At 61.5% G+C, this 23446-nt stretch carries 24 protein-coding genes; 14 read left to right on the forward strand and 10 right to left on the reverse strand.

Annotation, left to right across the window (positions count from 1 at the left end; all coding sequences use genetic code 11):
- Nucleotides 1–107 precede the first annotated feature (107 nt).
- The gene (locus tag PMI07_RS26605; RefSeq protein ID WP_037088477.1) at nucleotides 108–728 is read right to left on the reverse strand and encodes a YjbE family putative metal transport protein; all 621 of its coding nucleotides are present in this window, start codon (nucleotides 726–728) and stop codon (nucleotides 108–110) included.
- Nucleotides 729–1069: 341 nt separating this feature from the next.
- Between PMI07_RS26605 and PMI07_RS26610 the strand changes: the two genes are divergently transcribed.
- The 6 genes from PMI07_RS26610 (at nucleotide 1070) to PMI07_RS26635 (ending at nucleotide 5133) form a co-directional block, all read left to right on the forward strand.
- Nucleotides 1070–1435: a response regulator gene (locus PMI07_RS26610; RefSeq protein ID WP_007752715.1), complete on the forward strand. Its 366-nt coding sequence runs from the start codon at nucleotides 1070–1072 to the stop codon at nucleotides 1433–1435.
- 70 nt (nucleotides 1436–1505) lie between these two features.
- On the forward strand, nucleotides 1506–1805 hold the full coding sequence (locus PMI07_RS26615; protein WP_007752714.1) for a hypothetical protein: 300 nt from the start codon (nucleotides 1506–1508) through the stop codon (nucleotides 1803–1805).
- Nucleotides 1806–1955: 150 nt separating this feature from the next.
- Nucleotides 1956–3341 carry an FAD/NAD(P)-binding protein gene (locus PMI07_RS26620; protein ID WP_007752713.1) on the forward strand — a complete coding sequence of 462 codons (1386 nt, stop codon included), beginning with the start codon at nucleotides 1956–1958 and terminating at the stop codon, nucleotides 3339–3341.
- 117 nt (nucleotides 3342–3458) lie between these two features.
- Nucleotides 3459–4010: an FMN reductase gene (gene msuE / locus PMI07_RS26625; RefSeq protein ID WP_007752712.1), complete on the forward strand. Its 552-nt coding sequence runs from the start codon at nucleotides 3459–3461 to the stop codon at nucleotides 4008–4010.
- A 62-nt stretch (nucleotides 4011–4072) separates the two neighbouring features.
- Nucleotides 4073–4564, forward strand: coding sequence for a heme-degrading domain-containing protein (locus PMI07_RS26630; RefSeq protein WP_007752711.1), 492 nt, complete (start codon nucleotides 4073–4075; stop codon nucleotides 4562–4564).
- Between the two features lie 11 nt (nucleotides 4565–4575).
- A complete protein-coding gene (locus PMI07_RS26635; RefSeq protein ID WP_007752710.1) occupies nucleotides 4576–5133 on the forward strand; it encodes a DUF924 family protein in 558 nt (185 codons plus the stop codon).
- A gap of 11 nt (nucleotides 5134–5144) precedes the next feature.
- Here PMI07_RS26635 and PMI07_RS26640 read toward each other — a convergent pair whose 3' ends face one another.
- Nucleotides 5145–5396, reverse strand: coding sequence for a GlsB/YeaQ/YmgE family stress response membrane protein (locus PMI07_RS26640; protein ID WP_007752709.1), 252 nt, complete (start codon nucleotides 5394–5396; stop codon nucleotides 5145–5147).
- Nucleotides 5397–5560: 164 nt separating this feature from the next.
- Here PMI07_RS26640 and PMI07_RS26645 point away from each other — a divergent pair, with 164 nt between their 5' ends.
- The 4 genes from PMI07_RS26645 to PMI07_RS26660 all read left to right on the forward strand — a co-directional run bounded on the left by PMI07_RS26645 (nucleotide 5561) and on the right by PMI07_RS26660 (nucleotide 12337).
- Entirely contained in the window at nucleotides 5561–8041 is a 2481-nt protein-coding gene (locus PMI07_RS26645) for a mechanosensitive ion channel domain-containing protein (RefSeq protein ID WP_245277239.1), read from the forward strand.
- 154 nt (nucleotides 8042–8195) lie between these two features.
- Nucleotides 8196–10709, forward strand: a complete 2514-nt coding sequence (locus tag PMI07_RS26650) for an FAD-dependent oxidoreductase (protein WP_007755636.1) — start codon at nucleotides 8196–8198, stop codon at nucleotides 10707–10709.
- Nucleotides 10710–10862: 153 nt separating this feature from the next.
- Nucleotides 10863–11711: a response regulator gene (locus tag PMI07_RS26655; RefSeq protein WP_007755633.1), complete on the forward strand. Its 849-nt coding sequence runs from the start codon at nucleotides 10863–10865 to the stop codon at nucleotides 11709–11711.
- Between the two features lie 17 nt (nucleotides 11712–11728).
- Nucleotides 11729–12337 (forward strand): GGDEF domain-containing protein, encoded by a 609-nt coding sequence (locus PMI07_RS26660; protein WP_007755630.1) that lies wholly within the window; start codon nucleotides 11729–11731, stop codon nucleotides 12335–12337.
- Nucleotides 12338–12356: 19 nt separating this feature from the next.
- On the opposite strand, the gene PMI07_RS26665 is transcribed toward PMI07_RS26660, so the two are convergent.
- Nucleotides 12357–13376, reverse strand: coding sequence for a GlxA family transcriptional regulator (locus PMI07_RS26665; RefSeq protein WP_037088483.1), 1020 nt, complete (start codon nucleotides 13374–13376; stop codon nucleotides 12357–12359).
- 240 nt (nucleotides 13377–13616) lie between these two features.
- Nucleotides 13617–13826: a hypothetical protein gene (locus PMI07_RS26670; protein WP_007755625.1), complete on the reverse strand. Its 210-nt coding sequence runs from the start codon at nucleotides 13824–13826 to the stop codon at nucleotides 13617–13619.
- A 208-nt stretch (nucleotides 13827–14034) separates the two neighbouring features.
- Here PMI07_RS26670 and PMI07_RS26675 point away from each other — a divergent pair, with 208 nt between their 5' ends.
- The gene (locus PMI07_RS26675; protein WP_007755617.1) at nucleotides 14035–14931 is read left to right on the forward strand and encodes a LysR family transcriptional regulator; all 897 of its coding nucleotides are present in this window, start codon (nucleotides 14035–14037) and stop codon (nucleotides 14929–14931) included.
- A 2-nt stretch (nucleotides 14932–14933) separates the two neighbouring features.
- Here the strand turns inward: PMI07_RS26675 and PMI07_RS26680 are convergent, their stop codons facing one another.
- The 5 genes from PMI07_RS26680 to PMI07_RS26700 form a co-directional block, all read right to left on the reverse strand.
- Entirely contained in the window at nucleotides 14934–16973 is a 2040-nt protein-coding gene (locus PMI07_RS26680) for an ASKHA domain-containing protein (protein ID WP_024164186.1), read from the reverse strand.
- Between the two features lie 11 nt (nucleotides 16974–16984).
- On the reverse strand, nucleotides 16985–17947 hold the full coding sequence (locus tag PMI07_RS26685) for a methyltetrahydrofolate cobalamin methyltransferase (RefSeq protein ID WP_007773956.1): 963 nt from the start codon (nucleotides 17945–17947) through the stop codon (nucleotides 16985–16987).
- Nucleotides 17948–17999: 52 nt separating this feature from the next.
- On the reverse strand, nucleotides 18000–18302 hold the full coding sequence (locus PMI07_RS26690; RefSeq protein ID WP_007773958.1) for a virulence factor: 303 nt from the start codon (nucleotides 18300–18302) through the stop codon (nucleotides 18000–18002).
- Between the two features lie 104 nt (nucleotides 18303–18406).
- A complete protein-coding gene (locus tag PMI07_RS26695; protein ID WP_007773960.1) occupies nucleotides 18407–19180 on the reverse strand; it encodes a formyl transferase in 774 nt (257 codons plus the stop codon).
- A gap of 57 nt (nucleotides 19181–19237) precedes the next feature.
- Nucleotides 19238–19879 (reverse strand): DUF1638 domain-containing protein, encoded by a 642-nt coding sequence (locus tag PMI07_RS26700; RefSeq protein WP_051484268.1) that lies wholly within the window; start codon nucleotides 19877–19879, stop codon nucleotides 19238–19240.
- 59 nt (nucleotides 19880–19938) lie between these two features.
- On the opposite strand from PMI07_RS26700, the gene PMI07_RS26705 reads away from it, so the two are divergent.
- Nucleotides 19939–20052 carry an entericidin gene (locus tag PMI07_RS26705; protein WP_155956659.1) on the forward strand — a complete coding sequence of 38 codons (114 nt, stop codon included), beginning with the start codon at nucleotides 19939–19941 and terminating at the stop codon, nucleotides 20050–20052.
- 30 nt (nucleotides 20053–20082) lie between these two features.
- Here the strand turns inward: PMI07_RS26705 and PMI07_RS26710 are convergent, their stop codons facing one another.
- A complete protein-coding gene (locus PMI07_RS26710) occupies nucleotides 20083–20784 on the reverse strand; it encodes a B12-binding domain-containing protein (protein WP_024164187.1) in 702 nt (233 codons plus the stop codon).
- A gap of 262 nt (nucleotides 20785–21046) precedes the next feature.
- Between PMI07_RS26710 and PMI07_RS26715 the strand changes: the two genes are divergently transcribed.
- Both PMI07_RS26715 and PMI07_RS26720 read left to right on the forward strand, forming a co-directional pair.
- A complete protein-coding gene (locus tag PMI07_RS26715) occupies nucleotides 21047–22621 on the forward strand; it encodes a trimethylamine methyltransferase family protein (protein WP_024164188.1) in 1575 nt (524 codons plus the stop codon).
- A gap of 101 nt (nucleotides 22622–22722) precedes the next feature.
- Nucleotides 22723–23400 (forward strand): 4Fe-4S dicluster domain-containing protein, encoded by a 678-nt coding sequence (locus PMI07_RS26720; RefSeq protein WP_007756393.1) that lies wholly within the window; start codon nucleotides 22723–22725, stop codon nucleotides 23398–23400.
- Nucleotides 23401–23446 lie beyond the last annotated feature (46 nt).

The following is a 23446-nucleotide window of genomic DNA, read 5'->3' on the forward strand; positions in this document are numbered from 1 at the left end:
GGGCGCCCCTTGCCCCCTCACGCGTCAGCGGCAGATCGAACCGCCGCTTGCTGGTTGCATGTCGAATGGGGCGATGACGGGCGCCGAGGTCGACCCCTGACGGAGCCTTATACGCCCTGAATGAGTGGGAGGACTTCGATCGAGCCCTGATAGATCATGTCCAGCGCCACGTAGACGATGACGGCCAGGCCAAGATAGGCGATCCAGCGGAAACGGGAGAGGAGTTTGGCGACGAAGTTGGCCGCGACGCCCATCAGCGCGATCGAGACGACCAGGCCGATGATCAGCACCGTCGAATGCTCCTTGGCAGCGCCGGCGACGGCCAGCACATTGTCGAGCGACATGGAGACGTCGGCGACGACGATCTGGGTGGCGGCCTGGAAAAAGGTCTTTTCGGCGGCCCTTTCCTTCGCTTCGGCGGCGGCATGGGCATCGTCACCCTGGCCTTCGCGCAGTTCGCTCCACATCTTCCAGCAGACCCAGCCCAGCAGCAGTCCGCCGGCGAGCTGGAGCCCCTTGATCGCCAGAAGGTAAGTGGCGATCACCGCAAACACGAGGCGCAGTACGGTTGCTGCGGAAATGCCGAAGAGGATCGCCTTCTTGCGGAGCGCGGCAGGAAGACCGGCTGCAGCAAGGCCGATGACGATGGCATTGTCGCCGGAAAGGACGAGGTTGATGGCGATGACCTCGAGGAGTGCCGCAAAGCCGGCTGCGGTGAAGAGTTCCATCATGAAGTGTGAACCTGAGTCGGGAGTGGATGAAGGTGGGAGGATAAACTGATCGTCTAGTCACATCTTGTGGCGATTGGTACAGGATATTTCAGGACACTTGGCAAGCGGATTTTCATTCTGTCAAACGGCATTGTCCATTATTGAAGCAGATGGCGCCCATGGAGAAGACAGGCGATCCGAATAACAGCTTTTTAGCCCGGCTCAAGTTCCACTTGTCGCGACTCACCTGTCTCCTATATGGGCTCACGGCGGAGCACGTCCCCAATGCCGCTTTGTGGCGCGGATTTTTTGCCTGCGGAGGCCATGGGGCAAGCATCCGAAGGATGAAGGAGACGTTCATGGCGCAGAAAGCCGTTGTCCTTGTCGTCGAGGATGAACCGCTGATCCGATTCACCACGCTCGACGCGCTGGAGGAGGTCGGACACCAGGTGCTGGAGGCAGGCAATGCCGACGAAGCGATGGTGCTGTTCCGCAACCGGTCCGATATCGACATCGTCTTCACCGACGTCAACATGGCGGGCTCCATGGATGGCATTCAGCTTGCCCAGCGCATCCGTGCCATCCGCCCCAGCATTGGCATCATCATCACATCGGGTGTGGTGAGCCTCGATCCGATGCTGCTGCCGACCAACACGGTCTTCCTGCCGAAACCCTATCAGCACGACATGCTGCTCTCCTCGATCCACGAGATGATGCCAGGCTGAAGACGCGCCGGCGGAACCAAGTGGCATGCCTTCCGGTTATTTCTTCCGATCAACCCGGAGGAACCTTCAGATGCTGACGAAGCTCATCGCGTTTTCCGCCATTTCTCTGTTTGCCGCACCCGTCCTGGCCCAGACATCCGGCACGGGCGCCACGACCACATTACCCGGTATCACAACGACCACACCCGACGCCAATTCCGGCGTCCCGACAGGCACGACGCTTCCCGGCGTCACCGATCCGACGACGACCAACAGCACGACCGGCACCGTCGATCAGGAAGATCATTGCCAGCCGCCGGGGACGCCGAGCAATACCAATCCGAGTGCCGGCATGCCGACGATGCCGCGGCCTGAACAGGCTTGCAACTGAGCCCTTGAGAAAACGTCTTTACTCTTCGTCAATCTCTATTAAGTTGGTAGAGATTGAAGCGACTGCCGGAAACAGATCGAAGACATGTTTCCGGTGGCTTCCAGGACAACCTTTCGCCCAAAGCAACCAAGGACGAGGAGTGTGTGCTTGATGACCTATGATGTCGCCGTCGTCGGTTCCGGTTTTTCCGCAATCGCCCTTACCATCAACCTCCTGCGCTTCCTGCCGTCTTCCGCTTCGATCGCGGTGGTCGGCGACGATCCTGGTTTCGGGCGGGGCACCGCCTATCGCACCGAATTCTACCTGCACCGCCTGAATGTTCCGGCGGCGCGGATGAGCGTGTTTCCGGATCGGCCGGACGATTTCGTCGAATGGCTGCGCCGTCAGGGCAGGGCCGCCTTTCCGGAGGATTTTGCCTCGCGCGGTGATTACGGCCTGTATCTGCGCGATACGCTGGCTTCGCTGCTGAGGCCCCGCGAGCGGCGCGCGCATGTGGACTTCATCCGAGCCAAGGCGACCGCCTGCGTCCAGTGCGAACAAGACGGGCTCGTCTTCCATCTCGACAATGCCGGCGCACTGCGCGCCCGCACCGTCATCCTGGCGCTCGGTGTCGGCAATGCCGACCTGCCTTTGCCGAAGGATCGAATCGATTCCGGCCTCAGTGCCCGCATCATCGACAATCCCTGGCGGCTGGGCTGGCTTTCGCGCGTCGGCCGCACCGACGAACTCTGTATCTTCGGCTCCGGCCTGACGATGATCGATCAGGTCCTGTCGCTGCGCGCGCAGGGCCATCGCGGCCGCATCCATGTCCTGTCCCGGCGCGGATTGGTGCCGCATCCGCATCCGACCCGGCGTGCCGCTCCCGTCGCGCCGGACCTGCCGGACAAGCGAGAGATCAGCGCCCTGCTTCACGCCTTGCGCCAGCAGGCTGAGAATGGCGCCGACTGGCGGGGCGTGGTCGATGGCCTGAGGCCGCAGACCCAGGCCCTGTGGCAGAGTCTCAGCGCCGACCAGCGCTCCCGTTTCCTTCGGCACGCGCTGGCCTGGTGGAACATCCACCGCCACCGTATCGCGCCGGAGGTGTTCGCCCGCTTCAATGCGCTCCTGAAGGACGGCACGGTGACCGTGCATGCCGGCTTCCTCCGCTCGATCGACAGGGATGGCGAGGGCGCGAGCGTCCGGTTCAGGCGGCGCGGCACGCAGGACGTCGCCTCCTTCCATGCCGAGTGGATCGTCAACTGCACCGGCATGGAACGCGCCGGGATCGGCCATTCGCCGCTGCTGACCGAGATGCGGAACCTTGAGATGATCGCCATGGACGAACTTGGACTTGGCATTTCCGTCGACGGGCAGTCTCGCGTTCTCGATCCGGATGGCCGGCCACAGCCCGGCTTGTTTGCCGCCGGAGCGCTCACCGCCGGCCAGTTCTGGGAGATCACGGCGGTGCCGGATATCCGTGTGCAGGCGAAGGCGCTTGCCGAGACGATCGTGGCCGAAATCGCTCGGACGGCGCCGCGGCCTGCCCGCATCGCGTGATAGGGCGCTCCATGAGCATGATTTTCTCCTGAGGGGATATCTGCGGCAGGTTCCTTGCTTTCATGCCGCGCCATCGACGCTAATGTTGAGCAAGTCATTGCGCCGAAAGGAATTTACATGGCCCTGAAACTTGTCGGTCTCGCGGGCAGCTATAATCGTCCCTCCAAGACTTTTGCGCTGGTCCATCACATCGCCTCGATCGCAGCGGAGCGTTATGGGTTCGACACCCGGGTGCATGACCTGGCCGATGTCGGGCCGTCTCTCGGCCAGTCGCAGCGGCAGGGCGATCTTGACGAAGCAGCCGCCAAAGTGCTGGCCGATGTCGTCGAGGCCGACTTCCTGATCGTCGGTTCGCCGACCTACAAGGGTAGCTATCCCGGGCTCTTCAAACATTTCATCGATCTGATCGATCCGGAACAGCTCCGCGCCAAACCGATCCTGATCACCGCGACCGGCGGCGGCGACCGGCATGCGCTGATGGTCGAACATCAGCTTCGGCCGCTGTTCGGCTTCTTCATGGCCCATACTCTGCCGACGGCCGTCTATGCGTCCGATCGCGATTTTGCCGATTACCGCGTCGTCTCCGAGGCGCTGCAGCAGCGGATCGGCTTTGCCGTCGACGAACTCGCCGCCTTCTTTCCGATCCGCGAACTCGCCGCCGCGGAGTAACTTTACTTTCGGTCGCTTTGTCGTCATCAATCCCCTCGCAACCGCAATGCGGAGGAGAATGCATGACCATCGAAGAAGACATGACAAAGATCGCCGAGCAGGAGAAGGCGCTGGTCTTCGACCGGTTCGATCTCACGACTGCCTGGGATCTCGGTTCGCTGCTCCGGCATATGGCGGTGGAGCGAGGCCTGAGCGTCGTCGTCGACGTGCAGCTGCATTCGATGTCGGCCTTCTACACGGCCCTTCCGGGCACTACCGCCGACAATGAGAACTGGGTGCGCCGCAAGCGCAATCTCGTGCTCCGTTTTTTCCAGTCCAGCTATGCGATCGGGCGGAAGCTCGAGCTCCAGGGTGACACGGTTGAAAACCGATACGGCATTTCCTCGGCAGACCACGCGCCGCATGGCGGCAGCTTCCCGATCAAGGTCGCCGGTATCGGTTGCATCGGGGCGGTGACGGTTTCCGGCCTGCCGCAGCGCGAGGATCATAATATGGTCGTCGAAGCCCTTGCCCGGATGACTGGAAGGGATATCTCCACACTCCGTCTCGACTGAGGAGATATTCCATGGCGCAGGCCGACATAAAGACTCCCGAAGAAGTTTTCACCTTCTGGTTCAAGGAGCTAACCCGCAAGGACTGGTTCGAGAAGAATGATGCGCTCGACGAGGCGATGCGCAGGCATTTCGCTGCGACCCATCTTTCGCTCACCCGGGGCGAGCTCGATGCGTGGCGGACGTCGCCGGAAAATCGGCTCGCGGCGGTGATTGTCCTCGACCAGCTCTCCCGCAATCTCTATCGCGGCTCGCCGCTGGCTTTCGCTGCGGACTGGCTGGCTTTGCGAGAGGCGAGGCAGGCGATCGAAGCGGGCGCGGATATGGCCGTCCTGCCCGAGCAGCGCGGCTTCTTCTATCTCCCCTTCGAACATTCGGAAACCCTCGCCGATCAGGATCGTTCGGTGGAACTCTTCACGTTGCTGGGTGATGCGGATTATCAGGATTATGCAGAACGTCACCGTGCGGTGATCCGGGAATTCGGCCGCTTCCCGCATCGCAATGCGCTGCTCGGCCGGGAATCGACCGCCGCCGAGCTGGAATATCTGGCCAAGCCCGGCGCCGGTTTCTGAAACTTGAAGTGCTAACGGCGGAACATGCGTGCGACGGCAATCAGGATGCACGCCCCGACGAAACCGGCAATCAGGTAGCCGATCCAGCCGCCGAGCACGACACCAAAGACGCCGAGAATGGCATTGGCTATGATGGCGCCGACAATGCCCAGGATGATGTTCATGATCAAGCCCATGTCGCTTTTCATGAACTTTTCGGCGAGCCAGCCGGCAATGCCGCCGATGATGATGGCTGCGATCCAGCCGATACCTGCTTGTTCCATGACTTACCCTCAGTGGATTGTTGGGACGGGGAAAACGCGAGGAAATGTTCCAGGTTCCACGAATTGTTCCAATTCGTGGCCCGGCACTACACCATTCCTTTTCTTCGCCCAGAAGTCACTCTATTTTCGCGCGCGAATCCGATCGAAAGACAAAGAGCAGACATTTGGCAGAACGTATCACGACCGGCCCTTCGACCATTCAGCGGATGGCCCGCATGGTCTTCGCAGCACTTATGATCGCCGCAGCCCAGCTTGGCTCATCGTCGCATGCGATGGCGCAGGCGCAGCAGCAGGCCCAGGGACAGCGCCAAGAGCAAGTGCCGCCCGACGTCACGGTCGATTCCATCAATACGAACATGAAGGGCAAGATCGACGCGATCCGCCAGCAGCTCGATTCCTTCCGCAACCGGATACAGAGCGACGCCGACGACGATGCGCGCCTTGCGGAACTCAGGGTTCAGGCCGAAGCGATCGTCGGTGAAATGCGCTCCACGTCCGATGCCATGCGCACGCGCGTCGAACAGATCCAGGCCCGCCTCAAAAGTCTCGGCGAGCCGCCCGCCGCCGGTCAGCCTCCGGAAGCGCCTGCGGTTGTCGAAGAACGCAACCGGCTGCTGAACGAGCGGTCGGAGCTCAACATCATCGTTGACGACGCCGGCCAGCTTTCCAACAGCGCGACCCAGGTCGCCAACACGATCACCAACCTGCGCCGCACGCTGTTTACCCAGACGCTCTTCCGCCATACCGAGCTTTCGGGCGAATTGTTCGCCGATGCGGGCAATGCGCTGGTTGCGGAGGTACGCAACTTCGGCTCGACCTTCAGCAGCTGGATCAGTTTCGTCTGGAAATTCAAGAAGCTCCAGCTATTGGGAGCGCTGGCGCTGTCGCTCGGCGCGGCCATGCTCTTCCTGTCCGGGGGCTACCGGCTGTTCGGGCGATTCATCCGGCGAAACGACCACGAACATCCATCCTACATCAGGCGGTTGTCGGTGGCCTTCTGGTCGACGGTGATCCAGACCGTATCGCTGGCGGCCTTCCTGGTTGCTTCCTTCCTGTTCCTTGACGGCTTCAATGTGCTCAGGACGGATATCACGCCGATCATCGTGACCTTTTTCGGCTTCGTGTGGTTCGTCAATTTCGTCTGGAAGCTCACCTATGGCGTATTGGCGCCGGGTGAGCCGGAATGGCGGCTCGTCCGCATCACCAATCGCGGTGCGCGCCTGCTGACGCTTGCCGTGCTCGCCATGGCGATCGTCAACGGGCTCGACTATCTGCTCGGCGCAATCAGCGAGGCGCTCAATTCCCCGCTGGTTCTGACCATCGTCAAGAGCCTGCTCGCCTCTGTCATCATCGGCCTGATCCTGATCGCCATCTCCTTCATTCAGCCGCGGCTTGTCGAGGGCGAGGATCCGGAAAGCCCGGGGCATCGCTGGCCACGCTTCTTCCCGCTGTTCCTTCGTGTGACGGGTCTGCTCCTCATCCTGTCGGTGCTGACGGGATATGTGGGGCTTGCACGGTTCGCTTCGACCCAGATCGTGCTGACCGGGGCGGTGATCGTGCTGATCTATATCGGACTTCTGTCCGGCAGGGCGATTTCGAAACAGGGGGCGTTCACCGACACGGCTGTCGGCCGCCGGCTTGCCGAACGCTTCCAATTCGGGGAGGTGTCGCTCGACCAGGCGGGGCTCGTCGCGGGACTTGGCATCTATGCCTTTGCGCTGATCCTCGGGATCCCGCTCATTCTCCTGACGTGGGGGTTCCAGATTGCCGATATCGAGGCCTGGATCTACAGCTTCTTCACGCAGATTCGGATCGGTAACATCTCGATCTCGATCGTCGGCATTCTCGGCGGCATTCTGCTTTTCGGCCTTGGCTTCATCGTCACGCGCTGGGTGCAGAAGTGGATCGACGGCAATGTGCTGGCGCGCAGCCAGGTCGACCTCGGCGTCCGCAATTCGGTCAAGACCGGTATCGGCTATCTCGGCATCGGGCTTGCGGTGATCGTCGGCGTTTCGGCCGCCGGCATCGACCTGTCGAGCTTCGCGCTGGTCGCGTCCGCCCTGTCGGTCGGTATCGGTTTCGGCCTCCAGAATATCGTGTCGAACTTCGTGTCCGGGCTGATCCTGCTCGTCGAGCGGCCGTTCAAGGTGGGCGACCATGTGGTGACCGGGGCGACGGAAGGCATCGTCAAACGCATCTCGGTGCGCGCCACCGAGATCGAGACGTTCCGCAAGCAATCGATCATCGTGCCGAATTCCGACCTGATCAACTCGCCGGTCGGCAACTGGACGCATCGCAACAAGATCGGGCGTTCGGAAGTGCCCGTCGCGGTGAGTTCCCACAGCGATCCACAGAAGGTGATGGATATCCTTCTGGAGCTGGTCGATCAGGTACCGGAAGTATTGCGCAATCCGGAACCGCATGTGGAGTTCCTGACCTTCGGCGCCTCTTCGCTCAATTTCGAATTGCGGTTCCATCTGGCCGACATGGGCGAGGGCCTGAGGATCCGCAACAATCTGAGGATCGCCATTCTCAAGCGGTTCAAGGAGGAGGGGATCGAGATCCCGTTCCCGCAGCAGGAAATCGTCTTCCACCGAGGCAGGCCGATCCTGCCGGAGGAGGGCGACGCAAGAGGGAGTGCGTAACTATCCCTCCGCCCAATACGCGCGCGGCCATTCTGATGACCGTCGCGGGCTGGCTCTCGGCATGTCGTAATCAGGCGTTTGGCTCGCCTGCCGGAATTGCATAGTCCCTGCAGTTTGCGAAGAGGCCGCGCGAGGCCGAGAAGGGGTTCATTCCATGAAGACACATGCACGGGCGGTGGTGATCGGCGGCGGCGTGGTCGGTGTTTCGACGCTTTATCATCTGGCAAAAAAGGGCTGGAGCGACGCGGTCCTGATCGAACGCAAGGAATTGACCTCCGGTTCGACCTGGCATGCCGCGGGGCTTCTGCCGCTCTTCAACCTTTCCTATTCGGTCGGCCAGCTGCATAAATACTCGGTGCGGTTCTATCAGGAACTGCAGGAAGAGACCGGCATGAATGTCGGTTTCTCGAAAGTCTCGAACATCCGGCTCGCCCGCACCAGGGACCGCTGGGAAGAGTACATGTATTACGCCGGGATCGCCGAGACGATCGGCGTGAAGGTCAATATCCTGACGGCAGAACAGGTGAAGGAGATCTGGCCGCTCTGCGAGACGGACGGCATTCTCGGCGCCATCCAGCATCCGGACGACGGTTACATCCAGCCGGCCGACCTCACCCAGGCGCTCGCCAAGGGCGCGCGCGACCTCGGCGCCACGATCTACCGCAACACGACCGTGACCGCCATCGAGCAGCAGCCGGACGGGCTCTGGAAGGTGACGACCGACAAGGGCGAGATCACCGCCGAGCACATCATTTCCTGCACCGGCAATTTCGCGCGCAAGACCGGCGAGATGGTCGGCATCAACATCCCGGTCATCCCGGTCGAACACCAGTATATCGTCACCGAGCCGCATCCGGCGATCCAGGAGCGCAAGGCCAAGGGCCTGCCGGAAATGGGGGTCCTGCGCGAATCGGACTCATCCTGGTACATGCGCGAAGAGAATGGCGGCCTGCTGCTGGGGCCCTACGAAGTCGGGGCACCGGTCTGTTACGTCGACGGTCCCTCGGACGAGAGCGAATACGAGCTTTTCAACGAGGATCTCGACCGGCTGATGCCCTATATCGAGACCGCCATCGTGCGCGTGCCGGCCTTCGGCGAAGTCGGCATCAAGAAGGTCTATAACGGTGCGATCGCCTATACGCCGGACGGCTCGCCGATCGTCGGGCCGGCGCCCGGCCTCAGGAATTTCTGGCTGAACGAGGGCCATTCCTTCGGCATCACGGCTGCCGGCGGTGCCGGCTGGCAGCTCGCGGAATGGATCGTCGACGGCGAGCCGACCGTCGACATGATGGGCGTCGATCCCCGGCGCTTCGGGCCTTACGCAACGGAAGGCTATCTGATCGAGAAGAACGAAGAGGCCTATGCCAATGTTTTCACGATGCATTATCCGGATGAAGAGCGTTCCGCCGCGCGTCCCTTGAAGACGACGCCGGTCTATGATCGGTTGAAGAAGATGGGTGCCGTGTTCGGCTCCGTTTATGGCTGGGAACGCGCCAACTGGTTCGCGCCGGAAGGTTACGAAGTGCCGAAGGAAGAGCTCGGTGTCGGCGTCGACGTGCTGACCGCCCATAATCATGCGCCGGCGCTGGAAGACGGTCGGATCGTCGAGAAATGGTCGTTCCGCCGTTCAAACTACTTCGACCATGTCGGCAACGAAATCAAAAACGTCCACGAGAATGTCGGCGTGCTCGACATGTCGGCCTTCGCCAAGATGGAAGTGTCCGGCCCCGGTGCGCGCGCTTTCCTTGATTCGATTTTCGCCAACGCGATCCCGAAGAAGCGGGGTCGCATCGCTCTCTGCCATCTTCTCACCCGGCAGGGCGGGGTTCGCTCCGAATTCACCGTCTATGAATGGGCGCCGGATCGTTTCTATCTGGTTTCGGCCGGCGCCTATGAGGCACATGACCATGATTACCTGCGTAAGCTCGCGCCGACAGATGGCTCGGTCAAGCTCACCCAGATCACCCAGAAGTTCGGCGTTCTGGTTCTGGCCGGCCCGAAGTCCCGGCAAGTTCTGAAGAAGCTCACCCGCAGCAGCCTTGAAAACAAGGATTTCCCCTGGCTTTCCGGAAAGGAGATTTCGGTTGGCACGGCTTCAGCCCATGCGCTGCGCGTCAACTTCGTCGGCGAACTCGGCTGGGAACTGCATCACCCGATCGAGATGCAGAACTATATCTTCGACAAGCTGATGGAAGCCGGCGCGGAGTTCGGCATCAAGCCCTTCGGCATCCGCGCCATGCTCTCCATGTCGGTCGAGAAATCCTACCGGCTCATCCCGCGCGAAATGTCGATCGAATACAATGCCTATGAATCCGGCCTTGACCGGTTCATCAAGACCGACAAGGAATTCCTCGGCAAGCAAGGCCTGCTCTCGTACAAGGAGAAAGGCCTGAGGTGGAATTTCTGCACGCTGGTGGTCGAGGGTAGCAACGACGTCGATGCCCGCGGGTCGGAGGCGATCTACAACGAAGCCGGCGAACTGATCGGCCGTGCCACCAACGGTGCCTACGGCTGGCGAATCGGCAAATCGCTGGCGCTGGCGATGGTAAAGCCGGGTTATGCGGAGGCGGGCACGCGGCTGAAGATCAAGATTCTCGGCAATCTCTACAGCGCCAGCGTCGTTGCAGAGAGCCCGTTCGATGCCGACAACGTCGCATTGCGCGCCTGAACCTGGCTAAAAGTAAGAGATCATTGACAGTAACGGGCGGTCTTCGGGCCGCCTGTTCCATTTTTGGACGAGAGGGCGTCTCGGATTAACGGTTCTGCAAAGCGTTTGTAATACCGCTAGCAGAGGGGATAACTATTTATCGACAGGGGCAACATGACATTCCTCGGCATTTCCGGGATGCAGTATTCCGGCCAATCACTGGCAAACTCCCGCATCCTGCTTGCGGAGGATTCCAACGTCTTTACCTCGATGATCGGTACCCGGCTCATGGAGCTGTTCGGCATCGAGGTCGAGATCTGCCGCAATTTCGAGGAATTGCAGTTCGCCTATGACCGCTCGAGCGAACCGGTGACGCTGGCGATTTCCAACATCAACCTGCCGGGGGCGGAAAACGGCGAGGCGCTGGAATATCTCGTCGATCTATCGATCCCGACCATTGTCTTTACCGGCACGTTCCACGAAGAGACCCGCGACAAGCTGCTGACCAAGGACATCGTCGATTATATCCTCAAGGACAATGTCTTTGCGGTCGAGATGCTGGCCGAATCGGTCTGCCGGTTCCTGACCAATCATCGCCACCATGTGCTGATCGTCGACGACAGCCCGACCGCCCGGGCGCTGCTCTCGAGCCGCCTGAAGCGCTACAATTTCCGGGTCAGCGTCGCGGAGAACGGTGCCAAGGCGCTGGAAATCCTCAAGAAGAACCCGGATATCGGCCTCGTCGTCACCGACTACAACATGCCCGATATCGACGGTTTCGAACTTACCCGCCGCATTCGCTCGGTGCGCGGCTCGCACGAGCTCAGAATCATCGGCGTGTCGTCCTCTTCGAACCGGCTGCTTTCGGCCCGTTTCCTGAAGGCGGGCGGTAACGATTTCATGCTGCGGCCGTTCATCGACGAAGAGTTCTACTGCCGCGTCAACCAGAACCTGGATACGCTGATCCAGATCTGGTCGATGCAGGCAAAGCGTCAGGAAACGGCGGTCAAGAACGTTGCCTGACATTTAAGGATTTTCGCATGCCCTACCTTCAAAGCCAGCACTTCCGGGAGACGGAGCGCCTGACCTACGGTTGGGCCGCGCCGTCGCCGGTGCAGATGGAGGTGGCTAACCTGACTGCCGATCCGTTGACCGGTTTTGCCAACCTGAAGGAATTTTATCGGGTTGGCCCGCCGCTGGTGGGGACGTGCCTTTCCGAGGGGACGACCTGCGCCGTGGCGATCGTCGACATCGATCATTTCCGGCGACTGAACGACACCCATTGCGAGGAAACGATCGCCGAGGTCCTGAAGGCGACCGCGGCCAGGCTGGAGGCTGCGTGCAACGGCGGCCGGCACCTTCCTGCCCGGCTGGACGACGAGGAGTTCGGGTTGTTGCTGGTTGGCTTCGACGGGGCGGCAGCGACGGATTTCTGCGAAAAGCTGAGGCTCGAGATAGCCGGCATGCGGTTCGGGTCCGGCGACAGCGACTTTTCGATCACCGTCTCGATCGGCCTTGCCGAAGTCTGCGGTCCGGAGACCTTCGACAATTACCTGAATGCCGCAGAACAATTCCTGTTCATGGCGAAGAGCTACGGTCGCAACCAGGTGTTTTCGGATTATACGATCGTGCTGCAGGCGGCGGGCTGATCCGTTGCAACGCCGAGACTCAGACCACGACTCCGGTGCGCGACGTGTTCATGTTGAGCTTGCGTTCGGCACGTTCCTGCTGTGGCGAACGGTTATAGACTTCGCGATAACATTTCGAGAAATGCGAGGCGGACACGAAGCCGCAGGCAACAGCCACCTCAACCACGGGCATCGACGACTGCACGAGCAGGTGGCGCGCCCGGTCGAGCCGGATCTCCAGATAATAGCGCGCCGGCGAACGGCCCATTTCCTGGCGGAACAGGCGTTCGATCTGGCGCCTTGAGAGGCCAGCATCGTCGGCGATCTCCACCAGCGACAGCGGTTCGGAGAGATTGTTCTCCATCACCTCGATGATCGACAGGACCTTGGCGTTCTGGACGCCGAGGCGCGCCCGCAGCGGCAGGCGCTGGCGATCGTGCGGATTGCGGACACGGTCGGTCAATTGCTGTTCGCAGACGCGGTTTACGAGGTTCTCGCCGAAATCCTGGCCGATCAGGTTCAGCATCATGTCGAGCGAGGCGGTGCCGCCGGCACAGGTATAGAGGTTCGAATCGACTTCATAGAGATCCGCATAGACCTCCGCCTGCGGGAAGGCTTCGGCAAAGCCCGGCAGGTTTTCCCAATGGATCGCGCAGCGCTTGCCGTTCAACAGCCCTGCCTGGGCAAGGACGTGGGCACCGGTGCAGAGGCTGCCCACCGCGATGCCGCGATTGTAGGTCTCGCGCAGCCAAGCATTGACCGACTTGTTGTTGAACTCCTCCACATAGATGCCGGAGCAAACCAGAACCATGTTCGGACGGTTTTCGCCGGAGAGGTTGCGGCGTTCGTCGGCAAGCGACGAATTCACCTCGATACCGATGCCGCTGGAGGAGTAGACTTTTTCGCCGTCGGCGGAACAGAGCCGCCACGTATAGGCCGAGTATCCGAGCATACGATTGGCGATTCGCAAGGTCTCCACCGCCGCTGCAAACGGCAGCATAGTAAAGTGGGGAACCAGGAAAAAGACGAGAGAACGCTTCGCTGCCGGGCTTTTGCTCATCACATTCATGCCGTCGTTCCCCTTGTCATGGCCGTACGTTGCGGCCTGGCTTTTCTTCAAAAGCGACATTGGCACGGGAAAAGGCGGCGGAGAAGGACTTTCGACGACAGGCAAATAACAATTTTGCGACATTGAAGGGTCGCAGGAACGATTGTTATCGGGGGATGAATGTTACCGCGGGCGGTTCGAGAACGACATGGCCCGCTTCGCGCTATCGCTCACGGGCCATGAGGTGGGAGGTTATCGGCGCTGCGGCGCTGCATTGCTCGTCGGCCATCCGATGTCCTTGCGGATTTCTGCCGGCAAACCTTCGAGCATGCGTTCGGTCTGGCGGCGATGCCATTGATCGCGAAGTCTTGCCGCCACAGTCAGGGCAGGGCGGATGAGCGAGGCGAACGATGACGACTGAGGCCGGGAGCGATCGCTCTCCTGATAGGTGATCATGGTCATGTCGGTTCTCCTTGGTATGGAACATGCGCTCAGCCGGGACGATGAACGCTGTCAATCCATCAATCAATCGGATGCAAGTTATGCGTCCCATGAAATTCTGTTTGGTATGGACGCTCGCTTCCGATGCTTTTGACTATGCCTCCCCTTTGACATTCAATCAAACGAAATGATATGGTGCTTAAGTTCATAATTATTGATAGAGGCTGATATGACTGTTCCATTTCGCCCACCGCTTCCGCTGCTCGATAATGATGTATTGCGCACGTTCGTGGCGATTGCCGAAACCGGCAATTTCTCGACCGCCGCCGATGCGGTTCTGCGCACGCCCTCGGCCGTTTCGATGCAGATCAAGAAACTGGAAGAGCAGTTGAAGACGACGCTCTTCCTGCGCGACGCCCGCTCGGTGTCGCTGACGCAGCATGGCGAGATGCTGCTCTCCTATGCGCGGCGCATGCTGGCGCTCTCCAACGAGGCGGTGTCGCGTTTCGTCATGCCGGAACTCTCCGGCGTAGTGCGCCTCGGCGCGCCGGACGACATCGCCGAGCGCCTGCTGCCGAAGGTGCTCAAGGATTTCGGCGAGAGCTTTCCGGGCATCATGGTCGATGTCACTGTCGACATGAGCCTGGCGCTCAGGAAGCGCATGGACGAGCAGCGGCTGGATCTGGCGCTGATCAACTGTGCCACCCGGCCTTTCGCAACGGCCGGCGAGATGATCCATACGGAACGACTGGTCTGGGCCGGCGCGAAATGCGGTACGGCCTATCTGCGCGATCCGCTGCCGATTTCCGTCTGGGAGGATGGCTGCGTGTGGCGCCAGGATGCGATCGCCCAGCTCGAGAAGCACAAGCGGACCTATCGTATCGCATATGCGAGCGCCCATACGATGGCTCAGCGCGCAGCCGTGCTGTCCGACCTCGCGATCGCGCCGTTCCCACGCTCCTATGTGACCGAGGACATGCAGATACTCGGGCCGAAGGAAGGCCTGCCGGAATTGATCAACTTCGATATCCGGCTGTTGACGGCGCCGCAGCTTTCTGTGCCTGGCAAAGCAGTGGCCGAAAGTATCCGCGAGGCCTTCGGCTCCCTGGTCGCCGCTGCTGCCTGATGTTACTCGCGGCCGCGGCGACGCCTGCGGCCGCCACCGTCTCCCGAGGCATCCACGAGCGCCTTGCGCTCCGGCAAGGTCAGAACCGTGCCGAGATGCGGGAAGGTATCGACCTTGTTCGGTAGTGCCATAGCATAGACGAAATGCTCCTGGAATTTCGGTTCCAGAGCCGTCTCTATCTTCTCGATCCTGCGGACGGTTTCCTCGATCTCGCGCCGATAGCTGCGATTGAGAAGGCACATGCGCGCGCCAGTCCCCGCAGCATTGCCCACCGACTTGACGCGGGTCAGATCGCAATCGGGAATGAGGCCGAGCACCATCGCATATTTGGGATCGATGAACGTGCCGAAGGCGCCGGCCAGCCCGATCCGATCGACATGATCGACACCCTGCTTGTCCATGAGCAGCTTGACGCCGGCATAGAGCGCCGCCTTGGCGAGCTGGATGGCCCGCACGTCGTTCTGGGTCACGGTGATGCGCTGCTCGCCGTCATGGACGAGATAGGAAAAGGTCCGGCCGTTCGGAAGGATACGCGGGCTGCGTTCCGCCATCGCACCGTCCACGACGCCATCCTCCGAAATCAATCCAGCGAGGTACATTTCGGCAATCACTTCGATAATGGCGGAGCCGCAGATGCCGGTAATGCCGGTCACGGCGGCAGCTTCTGCAAAACCGGGCTCGTCCGACCAGAGCTCGACGCCGATTACCCGAAAGCGCGGTTCGAGCGTGTGAGGGTCGATGCGGATGCGCTCGATGGCGCCGGGTGCCGCGCGCTGGCCGGATGAGATTTCGGCACCTTCGAAGGCGGGACCGGTCGGCGAGGAGGCGGCGACGACGCGCGCCGAATTGCCGAGCACGATTTCCGCATTGGTGCCGATATCGACCAGCAGCATCATCTCCTCCTGCCGGTGCGGACCTTCCGACAGGGTTGCCGCCGCGGCATCGGCGCCGACATGGCCGGCGATGCAGGGCAGGAGATAGGTGCGGGTACCCTCGTTCATCGGCAATCCGATCTCGGAGGATCTGACCTGCACCGCGCCGGAAACGGCAAGCGCGAAGGGGGCTCCGCCAAGTTCGGTCGGATCGATGCCGAGGAAAAGGTGGTGCATGATCGGATTGCCGACGAAGACGCTGTCGAGAATGTCGATCCGCGATACGCCGCCTTCGGTGCAGACCTTGTCGATCAATCCGTTCAGCGCCTCGCGCACGGCCAAGGTCATCGCCTCGCGGCCATCCGGGTTCATCATCACATAGGAAACGCGGCTCATCAGATCCTCGCCGAAGCGGATCTGGGGGTTCGACGTGCCGGCCGACGCTACCGTGCGGCCGGACAGCAGCGAAGAGAGATGCAGGGCGATCGTCGTCGAGCCGATATCGCAGGCAATGCCATAGGCCTCGTTCTTGAGGCCAGGATAGAGCGCGATGAGGCGGGCACGGTCGTCGTCCCGATCCTTATGGATCGCCGCGGTGACCTTCCATTCGCCTTTGCGCAGGATCTGCTGGACCTTGGGGATCAGATGGAAATCGACGTCGAGATCGTCGAAGTGCCAGTCGCTAGCAAGTGCCGCCTTCAGCCGGTCGAGATCGCCGAGCGGCTTCTCCATGTCGGGCTCTTCCACCTCGACATAACACATGCGGATCGCCGGATTGCGGTCGAAGACCCGTTCGTCGGCCGCTTTGCGGACCACCTGGGCATTGATCACCGTATCCTGGGGAACATCGATGACGAGATCGCCGAGGATCTGCGCGGAGCAGGAGAGGCGGCGACCCTGGGCAAGCCCGCGCACGCGTTCGTAACGCTCCTCCTTCGGGCCGAACGGCGACAGATGATCATCGGACGAGGTGATGCCGTGCTTGGCGAAATTGCCTTCCTGCACCGAAATCTGGCAGCGCCCGCAGGTCGCCCGCCCGCCGCAGACGCTCTCCACATAGACGCCGAGCTGACGAGCGGCATCGAGCACCGGCGTGCCGACCGGAAACCGGCCGCGCTTACCCGACGGCATGAAGAGGACGAGGGGATCTCTCTCGGAAATATCCGCCATGATACCTGTACTTACTCCATCCGCGCGCCGGCGCCAGCCCGTGCGGCCCGGCCGCCACGTCGACCGCTCGCCGCCGACGTTGCCGGCGAGGCTACAGCTGCGCCGCCCTCGGTCGGCTTGTGGTCGCGATAGGTCATGATCCAGTTGCCGCAATTCTGGTCCGTGCCGTTCAGCACGTTGGCGGCGCGGACCGCTTCCATTTCCTGCGGCCGGCAAGGGTTCATGATCGCGGACGTCATGCCGGCGCCGATCACCATCGGGATGAAGCCGGCATTGATGCCGTGGCGGTGCGGCAGGCCGAAGGAGATGTTGGAAAGCCCGCAGGTCGTGTTGACCTTCAGCTCTTCGCGCAAGCGCCGCAGCAGGGCAAAGACCTGCAGGCCGGCGGTTCCGAGCGCACCGATCGGCATGACCAGCGGATCGACGACGATGTCGTGTGGCTTGATGCCGTAATCGGCAGCGCGCTCGACGATTTTCCTGGCGACCGCGAAACGGACGTCGGGATCCATCGAAATGCCGGTTTCGTCGTTGGAGATCGCGACGACCGGCACGTCGTATTTCTTGCAGAGGGGCAGGATCGCCTCGAGTTTTTCCTCCTCGCCGGTCACCGAGTTGACGAGTGGCCGGCCCCTGGCGACCTTCAGCGCCGCCTCGATCGCCGCGGTCACGGAACTGTCGATCGACAGCGGCACGTCGACGAGGCCCTGAACGATTTCGAGCGTCTGGACAAGCAGGCCCGGTTCGGTCTCGTTGGGATTGACGGAGGTGACGCCGGCGTTGACGTCGAGCATGGTGGCGCCTGCCGCCACCTGTTCCAGCGCATCCTTGATGACCGTGTCGAAATTGCCCTCGATCATCTCGGCGGCGAGCTTCTTGCGGCCCGTCGGGTTGATGCGTTCGCCGATCACGCAGAAGGGCTGGTCGAAGCCGATCACGATCTCCCGGGTTGCAGATGCGACGATGGTGCGGGTCATGTCTTCCTCCAGGCGCGCGATGGCGCCGAAACGATATGGTTGTCCTTGAACGTCAAGCGATCTCGCGGCCGCCGGCCTTGACCAGCGCGACGAGTTTTTCCCGGTCATAGGCTGCTTCGAGCTCGGCCGCCGCCCTGTCGGCCTCGGCTTCGAGATCGTCGGAAACGGATATCGGATCGGCCTTGCGCCATTCGGCGAGGTAGTCGTCGGTGCCTGCGGCGCCGCTGCGCATCGCGCACATGTCGATCGCCTCTGTGAAGCGCAGCGACAATTCCCGCTTGGCGGTCTGGCGGCCTTTCTTGATGATCACCTGCGCCGGAATATCCCGCCAGAAGACGACGATGCGGTCTGCCATGAACTCCTCCGTGTTGAGACGCAGCATGCACGGGTGCGGTGGACAAGACTGCGCTTGCCACGACGTCGCACACGGCCAATTACGACGTGGAGATCAGAGGCGCCTTACCAGATGCGCTTGGTCAGCCCGTGGTAGACCCAGGTCCAGACCGGCGGAGGGAAGCGGAGCGCGGAGAGGCCCTGCGGCTGATACGGTCTGAGCGTGCCTTCGATGGCGTCCCTGAGTGCGCGAACGCTGATGTCGACGGATGAAGCGGTCATCAGCAGCGGATAGGTGGCGAGCGTATCGACGCGCGCCGGCGTCACACGGTTCTCGTAGAGCGTCCCGCCGGTATCGATGCCCTTGTCGACCAGATGTACGGTCGCCCCGAAATTCTTCTCGTCATCTTCGACGCGCGACCAGTAGCCACCCATCTGGCCGCGATACATGGGATTAATGCCGGCATGGAAGTTGATGACGGGGCAGGGGATCACCGCAAGCGTCGCGGGCGACAGGATACGGCAGGATATGGTGAAGATCGCTGCCGGCTTCAGGCCTGTCACCGCCGCGTGACAGGCCGGATCGTTGAGCGATGGCACATGCGTCACGGGGATAACCGGGTTGGGCTCGGCGGAATGGCCATAGTCGCGGATGATGTCTGCGGAACGCCTTGCCGCGACGCTCTTGGTAAGCCTGGAGACGATCATTGTCGCGAGCTGGCCGAGCGCGGTCACCCAGCCGAACCGCCGGGCGCGGCGTTTCAGCAGCGTGCCCTTCGATTCCGGCTGTTCCTCGATGACGTGCAGATCGGGAAAGTGTTTTGCCAGTGCGTTGATCATCACCTGCGGGTTCGCCCCGCCCGACGTCATCACGACGATTCGAGAATTCCGGTCCTGCATCGTTCCCTCCGCATAAGCGCAGGGCCGCACTCTTCCGCCGAAGGCCCGAAGAAACGGTTAAACCGAGCGTAACGCCTGCGTGAGGTCGCCATAGCCGGTGAAGCGGTACTCGTATTCCAGACCGAGATACTCGGCTGCCGCACGCGCCTTTTCCTGAAGGACCTCGTCTTCCTCCTGACTGAGGTAGACGAGCTTCCGGTAATTGCCGAAATACATGTCCTTCAGCTGCGGATGGCGGTCGAGGCCGAGCGGTTCGATGACGAAGGCCTCGAACTGGCGGGCGAGGAAATCGGTGAGGAAGAAGGAGAACAGGTCTTCGTCCGCTTTCGTGGCAAAGGCGTCATTGCCGGCAAAGAAGGAATAACAATGCGGACCTTCGATGCGGGCGATGCCCTCGCGCTCGCAGAGCCGGTCGATATCGCCGCCGGTTCCGCAATCCGCATAGGCGAAAAAGATCTTCTCGAAGCCGGCTTGCCGGGCTTCGGCGACGGCTTTTTCCAGACCCGGAACGATCTTCTGCGGATAGGCATGCCAGATCGCCGGCAGACAGTTGAGGTCGATATGGCCGAGGCCTTGCTGCCTGGACACTGCGAGAATTTCCCGCGCGATCGCTCCGCATGCGATCACGTGAACTTTTTCACGAGTTGAACGTTCCTTTGCCGGAAATTCAATTTCCGTCACAAATTCATCCCTCTTCATCGGAGTATTCTATCATGACGGCCAAGACAGTCACGGTGATCGCTGCACTTCTCGCGACGATGGTTTCACTCACCTCCTGCGGCAATACCATTCGCGGCATAGGCAAGGACACGGCCAATACCGTCAACGCCACGCAGGACGCAGGCCGCCGGGTCGATCGCGCTGCGCGCTAAGACGTTGCCGTCAGCCAACCGTCCGGCGCCTCAGGCGCCGGCAGCAAGGCTGTTGTGCTTGCGGCGGATATATTCCTTTGCCGTTTCGACGGCGACCGCCGCGTCGCGGCAATAGGCATCGGCGCCGACCGCCTTGCCGAATTCCTCGTTGAGCGGCGCCCCGCCGACCAGCACGATATAGTCGTCGCGCATGCCCTTTTCCTTCAGCGTATCGATGACGACCTTCATATAGGGCATGGTCGTAGTCAGAAGCGCCGACATCCCGAGAATATCCGGCTGCTCCCGCTCGATTGCTTCGAGATAGTTCTCGACCGGATTGTTGATACCGAGATCGACGACGTCGAAGCCGGCCCCTTCCATCATCATGCCGACGAGGTTCTTGCCGATGTCGTGGATATCGCCCTTGACGGTGCCGATCACCATCTTGCCGAGTTTCGGAGCGCCGGTCTCGACGAGCAGCGGCCGCAGGATGAACATGCCGGCCTTCATCGCATTGGCCGATAGCAGCACTTCCGGTACGAAGAGAATGCCGTCGCGGAAATCGATGCCGACGATGCGCATGCCCTCGACCAGTGCCTTGGTGAGTACGTCATAGGGCGTCCAGCCGCGTGCGAGCAGGATGTTGGTCGCCTCCTCGATCTCTTCCTTGAGGCCGTCATAGAGATCGTCGTGCATTTGCTGCACGAGTTCCTCGTCGGAGAGTTCGGAAAGGATGATTTCGTCGTCGGACATGCAATGCTTCCCTTCGTTCGAGGGGCCGGCCTTCGACCGGCAAATCAGACGCTTAACGTCATCGACTATCTGTACCTTTAATTCGCTTGGCAATTTCTTTCGTATGCGACAGCGGCGCGTCGGAAAAACGACGGAGGATCGCGGCGAGAATGTCTGTCCTGTACAAACCCGTGACGCAGAAAGGCGGGGCTCGGCTTGCGCTTGGGCCTAGCATGGCTCATCAAAGGCTTGAGGCGCTTGTCAAAGCGGAGGCGAGGAGCACATGGACGATTTGACCCCAGAGACGGAACCGACAGGCGGTGGAGCAAGACGCGGCCGCGGCGAACGGGGGGCGGCAGGCCGCCGGGCGGCGCGGGCAGGCAGCGGTCCTGGCCCATCCTTGCCCTATATCACCCGCAGAATAGGCGTCTATGAAGTGCTGGACGAGGAGGGCCTGGCTCTCATCGAGCACAACGCGGATCTCATCCTCGAAGAGATCGGCATCGAATTCCGCGACGACGACGAGGCGCTCGATCTCTGGGCCAAGGCCGGCGCGGACGTTCAGGGCCACCGGGTGCATTTCCCGAAGGGCCTCTGCCGCCAACTCCTCAAGACGGCGCCGAGCGAGTTTACCTGGCATGCGCGCAATCCCGAACGCAACGTCCAGATCGGCGGCAAGGCGACCGTGTTCGCACCGGTCTACGGCCCTCCCTTCGTGCGCGACCTCGACGGCAAGCGCCGTTATGCGACGATCGAGGATTTCCGCAATTTCGTGAAGCTCGCCTACATGGCACCGTCGATGCATTCGTCGGGCGGCACGGTCTGCGAACCGGTCGATGTGCCCGTCAACAAGCGGCATCTTGATATGGTCTACAGCCATATCAAATATTCCGACAAGCCGTTCATGGGATCGGTCACCGCGCCGGAACGCGCCGAGGACACCGTCGCCATGGCCAAGCTGGTGTTCGGCGACGAATTCGTCGAGAACAATTGCGTCACGCTGAACCTCGTCAACGCGAACTCGCCGATGGTGTTCGACGGGACGATGCTCGGCGCGCTGAAAGTTTATGCGCGGCACAACCAGGCCTCCGTGGTGTCGCCCTTCATCCTGTCCGGTGCCATGAGCCCGGTGACGGTGACGGGCACGCTGACGCAGATCCTTGCAGAGGTGCTTGCCGGTGCGGCGCTGACGCAGCTGATCCGCAAGGGCTCGCCGGTCCTGTTCGGCACGTTCGCCGCCTCGATCTCGATGCAGTCGGGTGCGCCGACCTTCGGCACGCCGGAGCCGTCGCTGGTCTCCTATGGCGCGGCCCAGCTTGCCCGCCGCCTCGGCCTGCCGTTCCGTACCGGCGGTTCGCTGTGCGGCTCGAAAGTGCCGGATGCGCAGGCGGCGCACGAATCGGCCAATACGCTGAACACGACGCTGCTTGCCGGCACCAATTTCGTGCTGCATGCGGCCGGCTGGCTGGAAGGCGGCCTCGTGTCGTCCTATGAGAAATTCATGATCGACCAAGACCAGCTCGGCATGATGCAGAAGATGGCGCAGGGCATCGATCTTTCCGAAGAAGGCCAGGCGCTCGACGCGATCCGCGAAGTCGGGCCGGGCAGCCACTATCTCGGCTGCGCGCACACCCAGGCGCATTTCCAGACGGCGTTCTACCGCTCCGCCCTGATGGACAATAATTCTTTCGAACAATGGGAGATCGAGGGCGAGAAGCGGATCGAACAGCGCGCCAATGCGCTCTGCCGCTCCTGGCTCGACACTTACGAGGCGCCGCCGCTCGACCCGGCGATCGATGAGGCACTGCTCGCCTTCATCAAGGACCGCAAGGATTCGATGCCCGACGCCTTCACCTGAAGAGAGCCCGATGCCGCCAGGGAGCAAGGCGGTGCCAGGCTGGTCGCCGATTTCATCCAGGAGGGGGTTTGGCGTCCTCACTACAAATATCAGGGGCCGCGATGAGCAGCCCTCCAGTCGCTCTGGCGGCGGCGGCCGGGGCCTTGGAGCGGCATGGCATTCTCATCCGCGGCGTGGTGAATTTCGGATCGGGTGAGGGGCCGTTGCTGAGTGACGGCTCCGTTGCAAATTCCGTCGTGTTGCTCGGCAATGTCGGCGGCTCGATCTGGCCGGCCTTCACCGAATGGCGAAAAAGCTACGGCTGTCCCGATCCGCTCGATACATGGTCGAAATCGTTGATCCGGCCTCTCGCCGAGCAACTCGGAGCCACCGCCTATTTTCCCTCCGATCCACCTTGGCAGCCTTTCCAGCAATGGGCGATGAGGGCCGAAGGTCTGAAACCTTCGCCGCTCGGCATCCTCATTCATCCGGAGTTCGGGCTCTGGCACGGTTATCGCGGCGCTCTCGGTTTTCCGTTTGCGATCGAGATGTCGTCGGAAGAGGCCGATCATCCTTGCGAGAACTGCACTGAAAAGCCCTGCCTGACGGCATGTCCTGTCGACGCGGTCAGCCTGTCGGGTTTCGACATTGCCCGATGTCGCGCCTATCTTGCCGGCGAGGCGGGCAGAGCGACGTGCATGGTTTCCGGCTGCGCGGCCCGTTATGCCTGTCCGGCCGGTGCACAATATCGCTATCCGCCGGAGCAGCTCCGGTTCCACATGGAAGCGCTGATGCGGTGAGCTCAAATTTTTTCTTGGCTACCCCCAAGGAATTTCCCGAGCGAAG

The organism is Rhizobium sp. CF080, assembly GCF_000282095.2.
In the GTDB taxonomy this organism is placed as follows: domain Bacteria; phylum Pseudomonadota; class Alphaproteobacteria; order Rhizobiales; family Rhizobiaceae; genus Neorhizobium.